Below are 17,072 nucleotides of genomic sequence, written 5' to 3'. Positions count from 1 at the left end.
ATTTCGCCCTATACTATTATGTGGGCACATCATTCTATTCTAAAGGTTTACGTTCTACGTGTCAACAACCCACGCACCAGTTCTGCATCAGCATCGCTGATCTGTGTATGACCAAAGCCTGCTTGCTCCAAGATCTGCAGCATACGATCTCGCTCCTCTCCGGATATCACTAATAATCGCTGCTTACGAAGCCATGCAATCTGTGTTTCATAATTTGTTTGTTTCTGAAATGCCGGATATTTGTGCCCTATTTTACGGACATATCTTTGATAATCTGCAATCAGCCTGTCATTCGTATCCGCACGGTGATATGCAATACTGCACCGAAGTATGCGAATCATCTGGCGGACAGCAAGCGCGATCACAAAAATAAGCAGCAACAATGCAAGCACCCCAAGGGAAACTTTACCGGTTCTTTTTACCGCCTCTACTGCATCTGCTGTTCCTGTCGCACCGGTACCACCGGTATTACTCTGCGCAGTTCCATTGCTCCGGTTACGAAAAAGACGCATAAACGCATTCCAAAGACTGACATCCGCCTCTTCCTGATCCGATGCCGGCGTAATATCCACTACATACCAGCCTTTGTGCTGATCGTAAATTTCAACCCAAGCATGTGCATTTGCATCCGTGACATCTACCTGCACAACTCCGGTATCTGTAAGTTCGCGGTAACCCTGATAGTAATCAGATACCTTCTGATCGGTAAGGATCTTACCGTTCTCACCGATATCTTCCGGATCGATCGCATAGCCTTCCACATAACGAGCCGGAATACCACAGTTACGCAAAAGCAACGTCGCTGCACTGGCAAAATGCGCACAGTATCCTCTACAATTCTTTTTCAAAAAATACGAAACGAAGTCTTGACCATAAGGCGTTATACCCGGCTGATACGTATACGGTATATTATTCTGATAATACGCTGCCAGCTTCTGCACGATCTCAGCAACAGTTCCCGTCAAATCCGCTTCCTTGCAAAACTCATCCAAAACAGCCTTGCTTGAATCCGGCACCGTAAGCCAATTCGATATCGATTCTGTCTGAAGTTTACAATCCCGATCCAAACCGGAATACGTATAATAATCATATATCTGGCTGCGACCGGGCGATGTTACCAGATCCGACTGAAGACTGTAATACGGCATATACAATCCCGGATCTGCTGCCACATTATCAACTTTGACGATTCCATGTGCACTGCCGGTTATATTTTTCTCAAACGCAGTCTTGGCACGCTGCTCCGTCCGCATATAAATTGCTTTAGCAGATTCCCAGCGATTCATGCCATATAAATAATCCTGTCCAATAAAACGGCGCAAATAAAATCGGTTTTCATTTTGCGGTACAAATGTGACCCGAAGATCTGTGTCATAATCCAGTCGCACTGCACTGACGCCGCCTAACTTACCACTGGTCAGACCGCCGGTATTATCATAAAAATTAAATAATCCGGCAATTCCGAGCACTGCGACATTCTGCATCGCATCTTTTGTGCTCTGTTTCCATGCGGAATCGGGATGTCTGTCGTGATAATCCTTCGATGGAACAAGCAAAGAAAACAGCACTGCACCAATCGCAACAACTGCGAGCAGACACGCCCCCGCCTGCAATTTCACTCGATAGGCAGACTGATAAACGATACGTTCCTCATCCTGTTTGTATCGGACATTGTCTGCTGTCTGCTTATAATCGCCATTTTTAGCAATCGCCGCCGTCACGACAACACCCACAAAAAATTGCACAACATAAAACATATCCGGTTCCAAATGCACATACAATGGCAGGAACAGAAAGCCAAAAACAACCAGCATCAGGAAACGGTATCTCATTTTACGGGAAACGAATATATTTACCACAACACTTGCTGCCACAGCAATATAACTCATTGCTATAGTCACTGCCAAATTGGCATCGGCGATCTTTTCGCCGTAACTACGTGTCGCATTAGACTGAAAATACTCTGAAACGCTTTCCATCAGGTCATTCATGACACTATAGAATCCGCTGCTCACATAGCTTTGCATCCCAAAACCAACGGCGAATACAACGACCAATAATAATATATATCCGACATTTTCCCACCATTTACGGTAATACAAAAATGCCACATAAAGTGATGCCACAAGGGTCACAAGTTCTACGATCCAAGTCTGATAATCGCTGTCGATCGCTGACAACACGATTCCCATTCCACCCGCTGTAATACAAAATACCAGCAGCGCATTGACAAGCAGCATACCTATACGTGATTCCGTCTGTTGATCTAATGATTTCGTAACTAACTCAATGCCTTCCCACTTGTCCAAGCAGTCATCATCATAGTCAATCCGAAATGTTTTTCGTAATCGATCCAGAATCGTCTGCCGTCCATTACCCATGAGAGATCACCTCCCCGCGCACACCATCTTCGTATAAGCCGATCACTGCATATGCCTGCAACTGCGGACGCAAGCTTTGCACCATTTTAGCCAGCTCGATATTGTCCGTCACCACAGCTCTCCGCAGCAAATAAATAACTGCGTATCAATCTCTTCTCTCTTTTGGATCAAAACTTCGATAAAATCATATTCTAATGCATCCCACACGAGCAGACGAACCGGTGTATATTCTTTTAAGAACAACTTACTTAAACCGTAAGCAAGCCCCAAAACCTCTTCTACTGTGTCCCTTTGTCCGGACAGATCAAGCACCAATACCACTTGGCTCTGTGCTACGCTTGTCCGCTCTTTGACCATAAGTGTTTCTTTCTTAGCGGAAAGTTTCCAGTGAATGTCCTTGATTCGGTCTCCCGGTCGATACTCCCTGACATCCGTTATTTCAGCAAAGTCATTTCCCTTTGCCTGACTTTCTTCCAATTCACTCATTCCCATCTGGAAACCGCTTTTCTGTTCTGATGCCTCTCCTGTCTCCTGCGGCATTACCGCGATCGCCGCCTCCTCAGAAACTTCCTGCTTCACCGATACAAAACCGAGCAGATCCTTGATGGCGAGCGTATGGATACAAAGCTGCAGATTGCCACTATATTTGCATCTAAACGGTAACTCCATGGCTTCTTCCCCACGCAGGCGTACCGGTAAACACAATCGGATCGGATCCTCTGTGTGATACAAAGTATTGCCAAGCGTTCCCTGCAATTCGCATTGTAAACTAACCCACGGAAACGCATTACTCAGTTTACACATAAAACGGCTCTCTTCACCTGCTATGACTTTCGGCTGCAGGGCAGATATGCGCACTGTAAGATATGGGGTCATTTTCCAGTTCAACCATATGGATACGACCGGCAGCAAAACAAGCAGCCATACTAACGATGCGACAACATAACTCTTAAAAAAGAAATAGAGAACGACCATAACGACAAACAGCAGAACATAACCCGCTATACGTAACGGATATAGTTTCCAATGTCGCTTTGATCCTTCTCTATTCATCCCATTCATCCTCCATGCGCCGAATTGCTTTATCACATCCGTGGTGCCTTCACCGTCTGCACAAGCTGTTCCATTGCCTGATCTACCGTAATACGCTCCGCACGTGTTCTGGCGCTCAGGCGCACACGATGCCCTAACACATCGCGCAATACCTTTTGTACATCTGCGGCAGTCACGAAATCACGCCCGGCAATCATTGCCATCGCACGTGAGATACGAAGCAATGCGATCGTTGCACGCGGACTTGCTCCCATCTCAAACAGATCATTATGTCTAGTCTCCTCCACCAAATTAACAATATAATCATAAATACTGTCATGCACAAAGATCGTTTCCGATGTGCTGCGAAGCGCACACAACTCTTCTGCCGACAATACCGGCTGAACTTTGGATAACAGATCGGCTGATTCGCCCTTCAATATCGCCACAGCATCCTGATGTTCCGGATACCCCATAGATACACAGATCATAAAACGATCCAGCTGAGATTCCGGCAGCATCTGCGTTCCTGATGATCCCAGTGGATTTTCTGTTGCGATGACCACAAAGGGATTCGGCAACGGCCTGGTTACACCGTCTACCGTTGCATGATTCTCCTCCATAACCTCAAGCAAAGCAGACTGTGTTTTGGGAGAGGTTCGATTGATCTCATCTGCCAAAAACAGATTACAAAACACGGCACCGGGGCGGTATACAAACTGCCGGCTCCCCGCGTCATACATCGAAAATCCCAGAATATCACTTGGCAAAACGTCCGGTGTAAACTGCACACGCTTATAGTTCATGGACAGTGCTTTTGCAAACGTTGTCGCAAGCGTTGTCTTGCCAACGCCCGGAATATCTTCCATCAATATATGGCCGCCACTGATGATTGCTGCAAGAACCCGCTCTACCACGTTTTCTTTACCTCGGATCACCTGATTGACTTCCCGCTGTATCCGTTCCAGCTTATCCTGTATCTGCTTTTGATCCACGCGTTCCCCTCCTTTATCCTGTACACAATTCTGTTATACGCTATTTGTCAGCCTTTTATCTGTCCTTTCAGATAATCAATTGCTGTTTGCCAGCCTTTTATCTGTCCTTTCAGATAGTCAATTGCTGTTTGCCAGCCTTTTATCTGTCCTTTCAGATAGTTAATTGCTATTTGTCAGCCTTTTATCTGTCCTTTCAGATAATCAATTGCCTTTTGCATCTGATTATCCGGTTTAAGCTTCCCATTTTTATCCTTCTGCCCCACCGTCGACTTATCCAATTCCACTTTAATATCCGGCTCAAGTCCGGTTCCATGAATATTGCGGCCACTCGGCGTATAATATTTCGACGTTGTCATTTTCAACGCCGATCCATCCTGCAAGTCAAAGATCGTCTGTACAATCCCTTTACCAAACGTCTTGGTCCCGATCAATTTTGCTTTCTTTTTATCCTGCAACGCCCCGGAAAACACTTCCGATGCACTTGCCGAATTGCCATTGACTAACACAGCCATCGGCACAGAAACATGTTTCACATCTTCCGCATAGAATTTCTCTGAAACACCTTGTTTATCTTTGGTATAAACCACCATCCCCTTAGACATAACACGGTCTAGCATCGAAACTGCGGATTTGAGCAATCCTCCACCATTATCACGCAGATCTAAAATAAGTGCCTCCATTTTTTCCTTTTCTAAGGCATTAACTGCTGTTGAAAACTGATTTGGCGTCACTTCTTCAAATCCCGTGATCTGAATATAACCAATCTTGTCATTTAACATAGTATAGGAAACCGTATCTTCCTGAATTTTCGCTCTTTTCACCGAAAACGTCAGGTAATCATTCTCTCTGGAACGAACGATCGTCAGCTTGACTTTAGATCCCTCTTCACCCTTGATCTGCGCTAACACCGCCGAAAGATCCTTGCCGGAAACCCGCTCGTCATTGATCGCATAAATAATATCTCCCGCTTTCAATCCCGCTTTTTCTGCCGGACTGTTTTTCATCGGCTTAACAATCGTTATCGCACCTGTGTCCGTATTTTGGGTCACATATGCGCCAATCCCATAGAATGTACCACTAGTCTTCTCCATGATCTCCGCATATTCTTCTGCCGTATAGTATTCTGCATAATCATCTCCCAGTCCATTCACGATTCCTTTGTATATAGAATTTTCCATCTTATCTTTATTGATGTCATCCAAATAGTACGCATCAATATATTTCTCAATCGTGGAAGCCTTTTGTTTAACTTCCCGCTTCATCGTACTATCTTGATCTGTGCGATTCCAAGCTGCACCGAGGTCGATGTAACCACTGAATTGACCTACGGTCAACGCAACCACCAGCATCATCGATGTGGTAAGCATTCCGCACAAAAAACCTTTCAAAAATCGCTTCATTCTGTCTCCATTTCTTTTACTATCTTGATACATAATTTAATGGGTTCACATAGGATCCATGCGCATATACCGCAAAGTGCAAGTGCGGTCCGGTAGAGATTCCTGTAGAGCCGGACAATGCAATCGTCTGTCCTCTGGTGACTTTCTCTCCCGCAGATACCCTTAGGGAAGAGTTATGCATATAGTATGTATAAACGCCATCTCCATGATAAATTGCCACAAAATTACCCGCTGAAGCGGAATAGGTTGCTGTCACAACGGTTCCTGCCTTCGCTGCACGCACAATTGTTCCGGTCGGCGTCGCAATATCAATTCCTTTGTGTACGTGCTCGCTCCGGCTGTCGGCGCCGTTCTCGGTCCAAAACCGCAGCTGATCCGTCCTGCCGTTGCTAACGGCCAAATAAATCCTGATGTGCTCACCGCATTACTAGACGGTGTTTGACTTGTGGTCGTATCAGTGCCGTTAGGACTATTGCCAGAAGGCGATGATTTTTGTGCCGCTTCTTCTGCCGCAATTTCCCGGCGTTTTTGTGCCAACAAATTCTCCACCTGATTTTCCTGCGCCGCAATCTTCACATCATACGTGCTGATAGAAGATTCCGAATCCGCAATCAGATTGTTGTATTTTGTCAACTGCCCTTTCTTTTTACTGATCAATTGTTTCACGGATTGTTTTTCAAAAGAAAGCGTCTCTTTCGTTGCTACTAACTCATCTTTCTTTGCCTGCTTATTTTTCTTCGTCTTGGTAAGTTTTTGCTTGGTAGACTCATACTCTCCATACATCTTCTGATCATATTCGCTGATCTTACTGATATATTCGAGATGATTGTACATTTCAGACAAACTGCTGGATCCGGCTAACAACTCCAAATACCCGGAAGTACCGTCCTCATACATATATTTTATGCGCTCTTTCATCGTCTCATACTGACTAGACATCTTTGCAGTTACCTGCGCCTCCTGAAGCAGTAATTCATCGATGGTAGACTGCACTAACTGAATCTGTTCTTCGTTAGACTTTACCTTATCCGTCAACGTGTCCATCTTTTTGTCCAACGTTGTAATATACTGTAAAATATTGTCCTTCTTGCTCTCACTGCTCGAAAGCGTTTTCTTTAACTCCGTCCGCTCCTTTTCAAGCTGCTCTCGTTTCTTGTTGGCTGCATCGATCTGCCCCTGCGTTGTTTCCGACTGTGTTGCCGCCTGCACTACCCGTGTCAGTGCAGAACTCGGATTGTCCAAAAATACTCCGCTTCCAATGCAGACCGCTCCTGTAAGCCACAGGCCAACCCCTGCTGCGATCCATTTATTTCGCTTTCTCATCTGCAATCACCCCGCCTTTCTGCTTTCACTACTCGTGTACATGTTTTTTGCCAAACACACATCAGCTGATATTACCCAATTTTCTCTACCCATATAAATGTTTTCTGACTGACACCAACCTACTGCCATTATCCGATTCACATTACTTATGCAAATGTTTTCTGACTGACACCAACCTGCTGCCATTATCCGGTTTACATTACTCATGCAAATGTTTTCTGACTGACAAGGCACTTCCGATAAAACCAATTCCTACTCCAACTAAGAGCGACATCGGTATCAAGGTTGCAAACTCTTTCGATGGAGCCACAAAGGTTAGCCATTGTGACAATGCCGAAAAATGTTCTAATACAAATTGGATCACTCTCTCGTACAATACCCACAATACTATGATCGGAATGATCGCTCCAATCAAACCAATAACCAATCCCTCGACCAAAAATGGTGCACGAATAAAGCCATCGGTTGCACCGATCATTTTGATGATCGAAATCTCATCCTTGCGCACGCGGATACCTGTCGCGACCGCATTATTGATCAGGAATACTGAGACAAGCAACAGCAATCCTATGATCGTTGCCGATACATAGGCAACAAGCATATTAGCACTGCTCAGGCTCTTTGCCACAGTGCTCGATCCGTTTACCTTACGGATCCCCTTCATTTCCTTGATCTCCTTAGACACTTTCGCCTGCTTTGATACTCTTGTCAGAGTGATCTCAAACGACGCTGAATCCTGCAGCGGATTTTCATCACCAAAGGTATCCTCCAAATTTTCTTTTCCCTGATACATTTCTTTTTGAAACTTTTTCCATGCTTCTGTCGGAGAAATATAATCCACCGTCTCCACACCATCTAACTTACGGATCTGCTCTCCCAGCGAATCAATTTCTTCCGGTTCGATTCCGCTGTCAAAAAACACCGTCAAACCGACATTACTCTCCACATTGTACATCATGTGCTGGAAATTGCTAAGCAGCGCATAGAACAACCCCAGCAAAAACAGACAGATTGCAATCGTTCCAATCGCTACTAAGGAGAAGATTTTATTTTGTACAATATTTTTGAAACCTTGTTTGATACCGTATCCTAGTGTTTTCATTGCACATATCCTCCCTGTATCTGATCGCTGATAATAACGCCCTCGTGAAGAGTGACAACACGCTTTTGCATTTGATTCACGATCTCATTATTGTGGGTAACAACCATAACCGTCGTACCAAGCCGGTTCATATCTTCCAACAGTGCCATAATATCCCATGAATTTTGTGGATCCAGATTTCCTGTTGGCTCATCTGCCAGCAATACCGACGGACGGTTTACCATTGCACGCGCGATTGCAACTCTCTGCTGCTCACCACCGGACAATTCTCTCGGATAGACGTCCGCACGATCCTGCAGACCTACCAATTGCAGCATACCACGCACATTTTTTTCGATACGGTCCTTATCCACGCCGATCACCTGTTGCGCCAATGCCACATTTTCAAACACGTTACGATCATCCAGCAAACGAAACTCTTGAAATACTACACCTAATTTACGGCGATAATATGGCATTCTTTTGCGTTTCATCTCTGTGAGGCTATTGCCCCCCACCTGTATTTCACCAGCCTGTAGAGGGATCTCTCCGAGCAATGATTTGATCAAAGTAGACTTTCCAGAGCCACTGCTTCCTACTACAAATACAAACTCACCTTTTTCCACTTTCAGGTTACAGTTTTTCAATGCCTCTGTTCCTGTATTATAAACAACATCCACCCCCGATAAACAGATCAGCGGTCCTGTCCATTCCTCTTTCCTCTTTGCTCTTTTTCTCACTATGATACCTCTTTTCTGCGTACATTTGAACGCATGCTTTCTGCTAATGTTTTCTACGTGCTTTATCTAATGCTTTTGCCCATAATTGCTTTCTCAAACTTCCCGTACCTCAAATCCCCCCACAGCCACCTATTGCTATTATGTCAAAGAATACTAAGTATTTTGCAACCACAATATAGCGATTTCTGCCATCTGAGAACTATAGTAATTGCCTTGCCGCATTTTCGTTTTTAGTGATTTCTAGATTTTGTTGTCTCTGATGATTGATTTACATGCCCTTCGGAGAACTCGACGTCCCGGAAGCAAGGTAATCATCATTTTTGAAAGGGACTTTGCGCTCGTCGTTACTTATGTCTCGTATTTCAGAGACATTAAGTAACGTGACGTAGTGCATCGTAGCGAAAGCGTCCCGTCCAAAAATGGATGATACCTTGCTAAACCGGGACATCTCAGACACTCCTTCAGGCATGTATGCATCAGAGACTTAACAAAATAAGAAATCACCTAAAAACGTTGCGTTCTGCGGCAATTATCTTAGTTCGCAGCCGGCAGAACAAGTTAGTTTGCCGGCTGCAAAATATCATATTTTTTACTGACATAATAAGCAATAGGTGGTTTTGTCAATAACTTCCAGTATGGGAAGTTTGAGTTACTTTATAAAAGCAATATCAGTATACAACATTTTGTCGTATTGCGCTACAAAAAAGATGGATCATTCTCCCTAAGATATAGGTGATATTCGTTACTTTCTCTGCCCTACTTCCCGTCGACGGTATCACTGCGTATAAAGATACTGTCATAGCCGCTTCCATAACGAATGCGATATGTTTTCTCATACTTCTTTTCAGATAAATTTTTTATCCCCTTTTGTGTCTGCGAGCTTTGTGCTGCAGGCATTGCACTTTTTCTAAAAAAACTCTCGTATCCTCTCATTTTCGTATATGCGAAACAGACTCTAATAAAATACCACCCCATAAGTATGTCATATGGATGGTATTTGGGATTATTTTTTGATATTGATTGGATGGGTGTACGAGTATGACTGTAACTTTATGTTTTAGGTCGAAAAAAGTGGGAAGACTAAGCTTCCCACTCGTTAATATTCATCTCCGGCTCAAAGCCATAAGGCTAATGAGACCTATCTGTAATCAGAATATAACAATTAATTGGTCGTGTCAGACATTACTGTAATTTTGTGTTCGCTTTGCCAATAATGGTGACATTGTCATCGCACCATAACTCCTCTAATACCTTGTTGTTACTTACATTCAAGCTTCTCAGTTGGTTACTATTGCACTGCAACTCTGTTAGGGCCGTATTATTGCTTACATCCAAACTGCTCAACTGGTTATCACTGCAATCCAAATAGTCCAGTACCGCGTTATGGCTTACGTCCAAACTTCTCAACTGGTTACCATTGCAAAGTAAACTTTTCAGTACCGTGTTACGACTTATATTCAAACCACTCAACTGGTTATCACTGCATTCCAGAGTTGTTAATGCCGTGTTATGACTTATATCCAAACTTCTCAGCCGATTTCCTTCGCAATACAAATCTGTTAATGCCGTATTTCGGCTCACATCCAAACTACTAAGCTGATTACTACCACTATATAAGTATTTCAACACAATATTTCGGCTCACATCCAAACCACTTAACTTGTTATCACTGCAATGCAAATCTATTAATGCCGTGTTACGGCTTACATCTAGACTACTTAACTGGTTATCTTCGCAATACAAATCTGTCAATGCCGTGTTACGACTTACATCCAAACTACTCAACTGGTTACCACTGCAAAACAAATATTTCAATGCCTTATTTCCACTTACATCCAGACTACTCAATTTGCTAGCACCGCAATTAATCTCCATTAATGCTGTCAGTCCCGTAAAATTTAATTTTCCTTGCAGATTTTTTTCATTCCATTTTATCCATACAAGTCTACCATTTTCCCACAAATACTGCCAATCATCCAAATCTTCACTCACTGTAGCACCCTTTTTTCTCTGCTCCTGAATAATTCTTTTTATGACTGACACATCATTTTTATTTTTAGCCGAACTTGTTGGCTTCGTCACAGTTGGTTTCTTCGTTGTGTTGGTTTTCTTGGCACTTTTCACGGTTACCGTGCAGGTATACTTTTTCTTTCCTGCTTTCACCTGTACCTTTGCCTTACCTGATTTCACTGCCACGATCTTGACACTGTTTTTCTTCTTGTTTTTCTTCTTGTTTTTCAGCTTGATACATTTCTTACCGGAAATGACTTTCCATGTCGTTTTCTTTTTGTTATTTTTGAGAGTGATCGTCTTACTCTTTCCTACTTTGAGTGTGACTTTTTTGCTACTCAATTTCGCTGCTTTTGCCGCTTGCGTGTGCTGTACAGGCATTCCCGTCAACACCAGCGTTGCTGCAAGCAGCCCCACTAAATATTTTCTTCTTGTTTTCATATGTATTTCCTCCTTCATTTTATGGGTAGTGTCCTTACTAGCCCTTTATTTCTTAATTTTTACCTTCTTATTCCCCTTTTTCTTCAAGAACTTTTTATATGCCCTATATTGCTTCCTAGGCACCTTAACAACCAAGTTCTTTGCCGTTCCCTTGAACGCATTTTTGCCAATCGTGCCACTCTTTAACTTCGTTGACTTGATCGTGATCTTCTTCAACTTCTTGCATCCGGCAAAAGCATTTTTACCGATGGTTGTGATATTCTTTCCGATAGTCAATGTTTTCAACTTTTTATTGTTTGCAAATGCTTTGAACCCGATAGCAACGACTTTATAGGTCACACTGCCAATCTTCACCTGCGCTGGCACCGTCACGCTTGCGGCTGTTTTCTTAAGATTTTGCACATAGGTTACTGTCGGCTGTTTTGGATTCGCAGAAACAACCTGATAAGAAGCATTTTTGTTCTTTAACTTGGTTCCTGCTGCTGTTGGTTTGGCAGTTGCTTTCGGCGTAGCAGTAGGGTGCAGATAAATAGCTGTATCCAAAGGTTTTATTCCTGCAGGACGTTGACTTGGCTTGTTATCCGGTGCCGCACTTGGTGCAACATCTGGTGTCTGTGTCGGCTGCGGTCGAAAACCTGTTACCTGCACACTGTCGTCACAACGCAATGTCCGCATCTTTTTGTTCTTGCTAAGATCCAGGCTGCTAATTTTCGTATCATCACAATACAAAACTTCGAGCAGTGTATTCTTACTGACATCCAAATTACTGATATCAGTTTTAGAACAATACAATTCCTTTAATTTCAAATTACTGCTCACATCCAAACCGGTAAGCGAGTTATCCAAACATGACAAGATTTCCAAAGCGGCATTGTGGCTGACATCCAAACTTTGAATCTTTGTATAATAGCAAATCAGACTTTCCAACGCTGCATTCTGACTGAGATCCAAACTGGTAAGTCCTGTGTTATTGCAACGCAAAGTTTTCAATGCCTTATTTTTGCTTACATCCAATTTATAAATGTATGTGCTTCGCAGCTCAGATTTTCCAATGCCGGATTATTTTCCACATGCAATTCTTTAAGATTGGCATAACCACACTGCAGATCCTTAAGCAATACATTATTGCTGAGATCCAAAGCGGTGATACTGGTATTAAAACATTCCAAAGTTTCCAATGCTGTATTACCACTTACATCCAGCGCCGTTATACTATTACCGGAACAATTTAACTGCTTTAATGCCGATAATCCTGCAAATGATATAGCACCAGTCATCCCTCTGCCACCAGTATATATGTTGTCCTCATCGCTCCAGTTAATTCCCACCAGTCTTCCATTTTCCCATGTATACTGCTTACTATCATTCAGATTCTCACTGATCGTTGTATTCTTGCCGCTCTGCGTTGCAATAATTTTTTGGAGAACCGCAACATCCTGTTCATTTTTTTCTACCGACAGAGTTGTAATACTGTTGCTGGCTGATGCCATTTGTGCAATTCCGTTGCCTGGCATCGCCATTAGCAAGGATAATGCAAGTACACATACCAGTTTTCTACATTCTTTCTTGCTCATCTCTTTACCTCCTTTTTCCAGCGTTGTTTTCATGTAAGGATGCAATAATTTTTCTATATCGTAAAAATATATCACATGGCATGCACAATTTTTTTCCAAAATTTACGACAAGAATTTTTCATACGCACTTAAAATATACCGAAAAAACATAACAAAAATGATTTACTGCCATTTCTTTACTTATCCTTTTGTGCATCATTCATAAATTTCTGTTCAAAACTTTGGTGACTTTTTTTGTGATTTTTAAGAAATGTAAAAAAAGAGTCAATCAAATCCAAGCATTATACCCTCCCCCAAAAGTTAGACCTAGAAGTCTAACAATTGGATGTAGGTACACCTTGATGATTGACCCTTTTTATTTTAGAACAAGGTGATATTTATCGTGATACCCCAACCTTGCCATGAGTGCTTCCTGTAAGACCTTTGATACATTAATATTCAAAATTTTCCATATACTTCATATATTTCACGACCATCAGCGCAATCTTGAAAGTAATCGCATCGTCAAATACACGCAGATCAAGTCCGGTGCTCTTCTGCAGCTTATCCAAACGATACACTAACGTATTACGATGAATATACAACTGTCTGGAAGTCTCTGATACATTCAAGCTGTTCTCAAAGAATTTATTGATCGTAGCAATGGTCTCCTCGTCAAAATCGTCTGGCGATTTGTCACCAAATATTTCTTTGATAAACATTTTGCAAAGCGGCATTGGAAGCTGATAGATCAAACGGCCAATACCTAAGCTGCTATACGCAATAACATTGCGGTCGCTGTAAAAAATCTTTCCAACGTCTAACGCCATTTTAGCTTCTTTATAAGAACGCGACACATCCTTGATCTCATTTACCATCGTACCATAGGATACGTGCACCATTGTCATGGCTTCCGTGTTCAACATATCTAAGATGACTTTTGCAGTTTTCTCCATATCATCATAATCTTCGTTCGGTTTCACTTCCTTCACAACAATGATGTTCTTTTCATCAACCTGCGTGATGAAGTCCTTGGATTTGCTGGAAAATAACCCTTTGACCGTCTCCAATGCGTTGGTGTCCTTCTCATTCTTTGTCTCGATCAAAAATACAACGCGGCGCACAGATGCTTCGATATGTAACTTCTTCGCACGATTGTAAATATCAACCAACAACAGATTATCCAACAATAAGTTCTTGATAAAATTATCTTTATCGTAGCGCTCTTTGTAGGCAACCAGCAAATTTTGAATTTCAAAAGCCGCCAATTTACCAACCATATATACATCGTCGCTGTCGCCCTTGGCTAACACTACATATTCTAATTGGTGATCATCAAAGACCTTGAAAAATTGATATCCCTGAAGTACCTGACTATCTGCAGGCGAATTAACGAACGCCATTACAGCCTCTTCATATTCCTCTACATTATCTATCGTAGTGGCAAGCGCTTTCCCCTCCGTATCCATTACACAAATATCTACGCGCGTAATATTCTTCATTCCTTCGATATTTGTCTGCAACACCTGATTTGCAATCATATTTACCTCCGCTGCTTCTCGAGTAAGTGCTATCTGTCCGCAACAACTTACCCGTTCTTTAGAAAGTTTCCCTTTCTAATATCCCCAATAACATATACCAAATTATAGCATGAAATTTGTAAAAAGTAAATAAAACAGGCATTGTAGATACAATGCCTGTCTTAGATAGTTTATTATGAGAATTTTAACAAATCTTCTAACATAAAGGACTAGTTTGTAATGGTTCTCTCTGTCTCTTTGTCGAATACATGAATCTTAGCAGGATCCAATGCAATCTTGATCGTATCGCCAGGACGAGCTGTTGTACGAGGATTTACACGAACTGTGATATCGAATCCCTCGACAGTGAAGTATAAGAATACTTCTGCACCAAGCATCTCGTATACCTTAACAGTTGCATCAAGTACATTGTCAGCTCCACCGTTAACAAAGATCTCCTCATCTTTGATATCCTCTGGACGAATACCAAGTACGACTTCTTTACCAATGTATCCACCTTCAACAAGTCTGGCAGCTTTCTGCTCAGGAAGCTTAATTGCATAAGAACCAAATGCAAGCTTAACATCTTCGCCTTCCTGAATTGCTACAGCGTCGATGAAGTTCATCTGTGGTGAACCAATGAAACCAGCTACGAACAAGTTACATGGTTTTGTATAAAGATCGATTGGAGTAGCAACCTGCTGCATTACACCATCTTTCATAACAACGATACGAGTACCCAATGTAAGAGCCTCTGTCTGGTCATGTGTTACGTAGATGATCGTAGCTTCCAATCTCTGATGGATCTTAGAAATCTCGATACGCATCTGTACACGAAGTTTTGCATCCAAGTTGGAGAGTGGCTCATCCATCAAGAATACCTTAGGGTTACGAACGATTGCACGACCCATGGCAACACGCTGTCTCTGACCACCGGATAAAGCCTTTGGCTTACGGTCTAACAAATGCTCGATGTCAAGGATTCTTGCTGCATCATGTACTAACTTATCGATCTTCTCCTTAGGAGTCTTTCTTAACTTCAGACCGAATGCCATGTTGTCATATACTGACATATGTGGATACAGAGCGTAGTTCTGGAATACCATTGCGATATCACGATCCTTAGGCTCTACATCATTTACTAAGTTGTTGCCGATCCAAAGCTCACCCTCTGTGATCTCTTCCAAACCAGCGATCATACGAAGTGTAGTAGATTTACCACAACCTGAAGGCCCTACGAAGATGATGAACTCCTTATCTGCGATGTCCAGATTAAAATTCTTTACTGCAACGAATCCGTTTGGATATGTTTTGCAGATGTTTTTCAAAGATAAACTTGCCATTAATATGTCCTCCTGTTTGTCAATTAATTTATCTTGTAAGGGAATAACTCCTCTCACATAACCTGTAAAATATAATACACCAAACAGAATTTTTTGACCATGGCACGAATTGCCAAAGAAAGTTTTCGCTTTTTGTGCAAAGTGTATAGAATGAGATTTTTTCATTGCTTTTGCTAAAAAATCTACGGCTTTTTTGTTGTTTTTCTGTGCAATTTGAACAGTTTTTTGCCATCTGCTGACATGCCGAGAGCTGTCGAATCAAATCCTTCACCCAAAACTTCTCTCGCTTCCGTGATTATGACAAATGCTGACGTGTCATGTTTTCGCACCGCCTGCAGAAGCTGTCCCGTCTGTCTTTTGCCTATGACACACAGCAACACAGGGCGCTCCTGTCCGCTATACACTCCCTTTGCTTTGATCTGTGTCACTCCGCGATTTAACGATGTCATGATCTCCTCCGCTATATCCTGCCATTTCTTTGAAATAACTAAGATCTGTTTGCTTTGCGTCATGCCGGACAGGATCGCGTCCATTACCTTCGAAGAAACAAAAACGGCAGCTGTTGCATAAATCGCCTTATCGACACCAAAATAAAATGCTCCGGCAACAATGATCACTGAATCAATGACAAACAACGCGTTTGCCACAGAGATATGCGGATAATACGTGCAGATCAGGCTCCCCAGCAGATCTGTTCCACCGGTAGAATATCCTGTTGCAAATACCAGACCAATACCGGCGCCGGTCAGTACACCACCAACAATAGCAGCCATCACAAAATCTCCCTCTGCCACCGGCTGCTCCGGTATCGCATACAACATTGCCGAAAATATGAGGTTGGCAATGAATGATTTCATGATAAATCGATGCCCTTTTTCAAAAATTCCCCATACAAAAACCGGAACATTTAACAACAGATTTATGCTCCAAACAGCCATCGGAATTCCGGCATATTCATACAGCATATGCGACAGCAGGATAGCAAGCCCTGAAAAGCCCCCCGGCACCATCCCCATTGGACTGTATACCATATTGACCGCCAATGCCATCATACCTGTTCCAATGACAAATGCCGGTAATTCCCTCCACCAAAATCGTTTTCCAAACATACTTGCGTCTCATCCCCTCGATCATCCAATCCAATTCAATCGGGTAGGAGGTAGATAATTATCTTATCTACCGACCTCCCACACCACCGTACGTACCGTTCGGTATACGGCGGTTCTTTAGTTTTCACATATTTTCAGGTAAAA

14 protein-coding genes are annotated in these 17,072 nt (G+C 42.6%); all 14 read right to left on the bottom strand.

Translation table 11 applies throughout. The features are described 5' to 3' along the window. Nucleotides 1-47: 47 nt before the first annotated feature. The 14 genes from DW981_RS11175 to DW981_RS11105 all read right to left on the bottom strand — a co-directional run bounded on the left by DW981_RS11175 (nucleotide 48) and on the right by DW981_RS11105 (nucleotide 16,928). The gene (locus DW981_RS11175; protein ID WP_118507775.1) at nucleotides 48-2,381 is read right to left on the bottom strand and encodes a transglutaminase-like domain-containing protein; all 2,334 of its coding nucleotides are present in this window, start codon (nucleotides 2,379-2,381) and stop codon (nucleotides 48-50) included. A gap of 108 nt (nucleotides 2,382-2,489) precedes the next feature. Then, nucleotides 2,490-3,434 carry a DUF58 domain-containing protein gene (locus DW981_RS11170; protein ID WP_182434247.1) on the bottom strand — a complete coding sequence of 315 codons (945 nt, stop codon included), beginning with the start codon at nucleotides 3,432-3,434 and terminating at the stop codon, nucleotides 2,490-2,492. A gap of 32 nt (nucleotides 3,435-3,466) precedes the next feature. Continuing rightward, entirely contained in the window at nucleotides 3,467-4,408 is a 942-nt protein-coding gene (locus DW981_RS11165; RefSeq protein WP_022025209.1) for a MoxR family ATPase, read from the bottom strand. Between the two features lie 173 nt (nucleotides 4,409-4,581). After that, on the bottom strand, nucleotides 4,582-5,808 hold the full coding sequence (locus DW981_RS11160; protein ID WP_022025208.1) for a S41 family peptidase: 1,227 nt from the start codon (nucleotides 5,806-5,808) through the stop codon (nucleotides 4,582-4,584). Nucleotides 5,809-5,827: 19 nt separating this feature from the next. Then, nucleotides 5,828-6,091 carry a M23 family metallopeptidase gene (locus DW981_RS11155; protein WP_022025207.1) on the bottom strand — a complete coding sequence of 88 codons (264 nt, stop codon included), beginning with the start codon at nucleotides 6,089-6,091 and terminating at the stop codon, nucleotides 5,828-5,830. Beyond that, nucleotides 6,061-7,131 (bottom strand): hypothetical protein, encoded by a 1,071-nt coding sequence (locus DW981_RS15715; protein ID WP_243034732.1) that lies wholly within the window; start codon nucleotides 7,129-7,131, stop codon nucleotides 6,061-6,063. The genes DW981_RS11155 and DW981_RS15715 overlap by 31 nt, the downstream gene beginning before the upstream one ends. A 199-nt stretch (nucleotides 7,132-7,330) precedes the next feature. Beyond that, the gene (gene ftsX, locus DW981_RS11145; RefSeq protein WP_022025206.1) at nucleotides 7,331-8,233 is read right to left on the bottom strand and encodes a permease-like cell division protein FtsX; all 903 of its coding nucleotides are present in this window, start codon (nucleotides 8,231-8,233) and stop codon (nucleotides 7,331-7,333) included. Continuing rightward, nucleotides 8,230-8,910, bottom strand: a complete 681-nt coding sequence (gene ftsE / locus DW981_RS11140) for a cell division ATP-binding protein FtsE (protein WP_118507781.1) — start codon at nucleotides 8,908-8,910, stop codon at nucleotides 8,230-8,232. Before ftsE ends, ftsX begins: the two co-directional genes overlap by 4 nt. 1,224 nt (nucleotides 8,911-10,134) lie before the next feature. Continuing rightward, nucleotides 10,135-11,403, bottom strand: coding sequence for a leucine-rich repeat domain-containing protein (locus tag DW981_RS11130; RefSeq protein WP_118507769.1), 1,269 nt, complete (start codon nucleotides 11,401-11,403; stop codon nucleotides 10,135-10,137). Between the two features lie 45 nt (nucleotides 11,404-11,448). Then, nucleotides 11,449-12,393: a leucine-rich repeat protein gene (locus tag DW981_RS11125; protein WP_243034731.1), complete on the bottom strand. Its 945-nt coding sequence runs from the start codon at nucleotides 12,391-12,393 to the stop codon at nucleotides 11,449-11,451. A gap of 14 nt (nucleotides 12,394-12,407) precedes the next feature. Then, nucleotides 12,408-12,977 (bottom strand): hypothetical protein, encoded by a 570-nt coding sequence (locus DW981_RS11120; RefSeq protein ID WP_118507768.1) that lies wholly within the window; start codon nucleotides 12,975-12,977, stop codon nucleotides 12,408-12,410. A gap of 431 nt (nucleotides 12,978-13,408) precedes the next feature. Beyond that, the gene (locus DW981_RS11115) at nucleotides 13,409-14,497 is read right to left on the bottom strand and encodes a helix-turn-helix domain-containing protein (protein WP_022024697.1); all 1,089 of its coding nucleotides are present in this window, start codon (nucleotides 14,495-14,497) and stop codon (nucleotides 13,409-13,411) included. A gap of 209 nt (nucleotides 14,498-14,706) precedes the next feature. Then, the gene (gene ugpC, locus DW981_RS11110) at nucleotides 14,707-15,819 is read right to left on the bottom strand and encodes a sn-glycerol-3-phosphate ABC transporter ATP-binding protein UgpC (protein ID WP_022024698.1); all 1,113 of its coding nucleotides are present in this window, start codon (nucleotides 15,817-15,819) and stop codon (nucleotides 14,707-14,709) included. Between the two features lie 182 nt (nucleotides 15,820-16,001). Beyond that, nucleotides 16,002-16,928, bottom strand: coding sequence for a YitT family protein (locus DW981_RS11105; protein WP_118507767.1), 927 nt, complete (start codon nucleotides 16,926-16,928; stop codon nucleotides 16,002-16,004). Between the last annotated feature and the right edge of the window lie 144 nt (nucleotides 16,929-17,072).

The organism is Clostridium sp. AM49-4BH (assembly GCF_003478335.1).
GTDB lineage: Bacteria > Bacillota > Clostridia > Lachnospirales > Lachnospiraceae > Butyribacter.
Note: the sequence above shows the minus strand (reverse complement) of the source record. Positions and strands in the feature narration are given on the sequence as shown.

Excerpts from the sequence above, each read along its gene's own strand:
- DW981_RS15715 (WP_243034732.1), bottom strand. The coding sequence starts at position 7,131 with ATGAGAAAGCGAAATAAATGGATCGCAGCAGGGGTTGGCCTGTGGCTT.
- DW981_RS11105 (WP_118507767.1), bottom strand. The coding sequence starts at position 16,928 with ATGTTTGGAAAACGATTTTGGTGGAGGGAATTACCGGCATTTGTCATT.
- ugpC (WP_022024698.1), bottom strand. The coding sequence starts at position 15,819 with ATGGCAAGTTTATCTTTGAAAAACATCTGCAAAACATATCCAAACGGA.
- DW981_RS11120 (WP_118507768.1), bottom strand. The coding sequence starts at position 12,977 with ATGAGCAAGAAAGAATGTAGAAAACTGGTATGTGTACTTGCATTATCC.
- DW981_RS11160 (WP_022025208.1), bottom strand. The coding sequence starts at position 5,808 with ATGAAGCGATTTTTGAAAGGTTTTTTGTGCGGAATGCTTACCACATCG.
- DW981_RS11170 (WP_182434247.1), bottom strand. The coding sequence starts at position 3,434 with ATGAATAGAGAAGGATCAAAGCGACATTGGAAACTATATCCGTTACGT.
- DW981_RS11115 (WP_022024697.1), bottom strand. The coding sequence starts at position 14,497 with ATGATTGCAAATCAGGTGTTGCAGACAAATATCGAAGGAATGAAGAAT.
- DW981_RS11130 (WP_118507769.1), bottom strand. The coding sequence starts at position 11,403 with ATGAAAACAAGAAGAAAATATTTAGTGGGGCTGCTTGCAGCAACGCTG.
- ftsX (WP_022025206.1), bottom strand. The coding sequence starts at position 8,233 with ATGAAAACACTAGGATACGGTATCAAACAAGGTTTCAAAAATATTGTA.
- DW981_RS11175 (WP_118507775.1), bottom strand. The coding sequence starts at position 2,381 with ATGGGTAATGGACGGCAGACGATTCTGGATCGATTACGAAAAACATTT.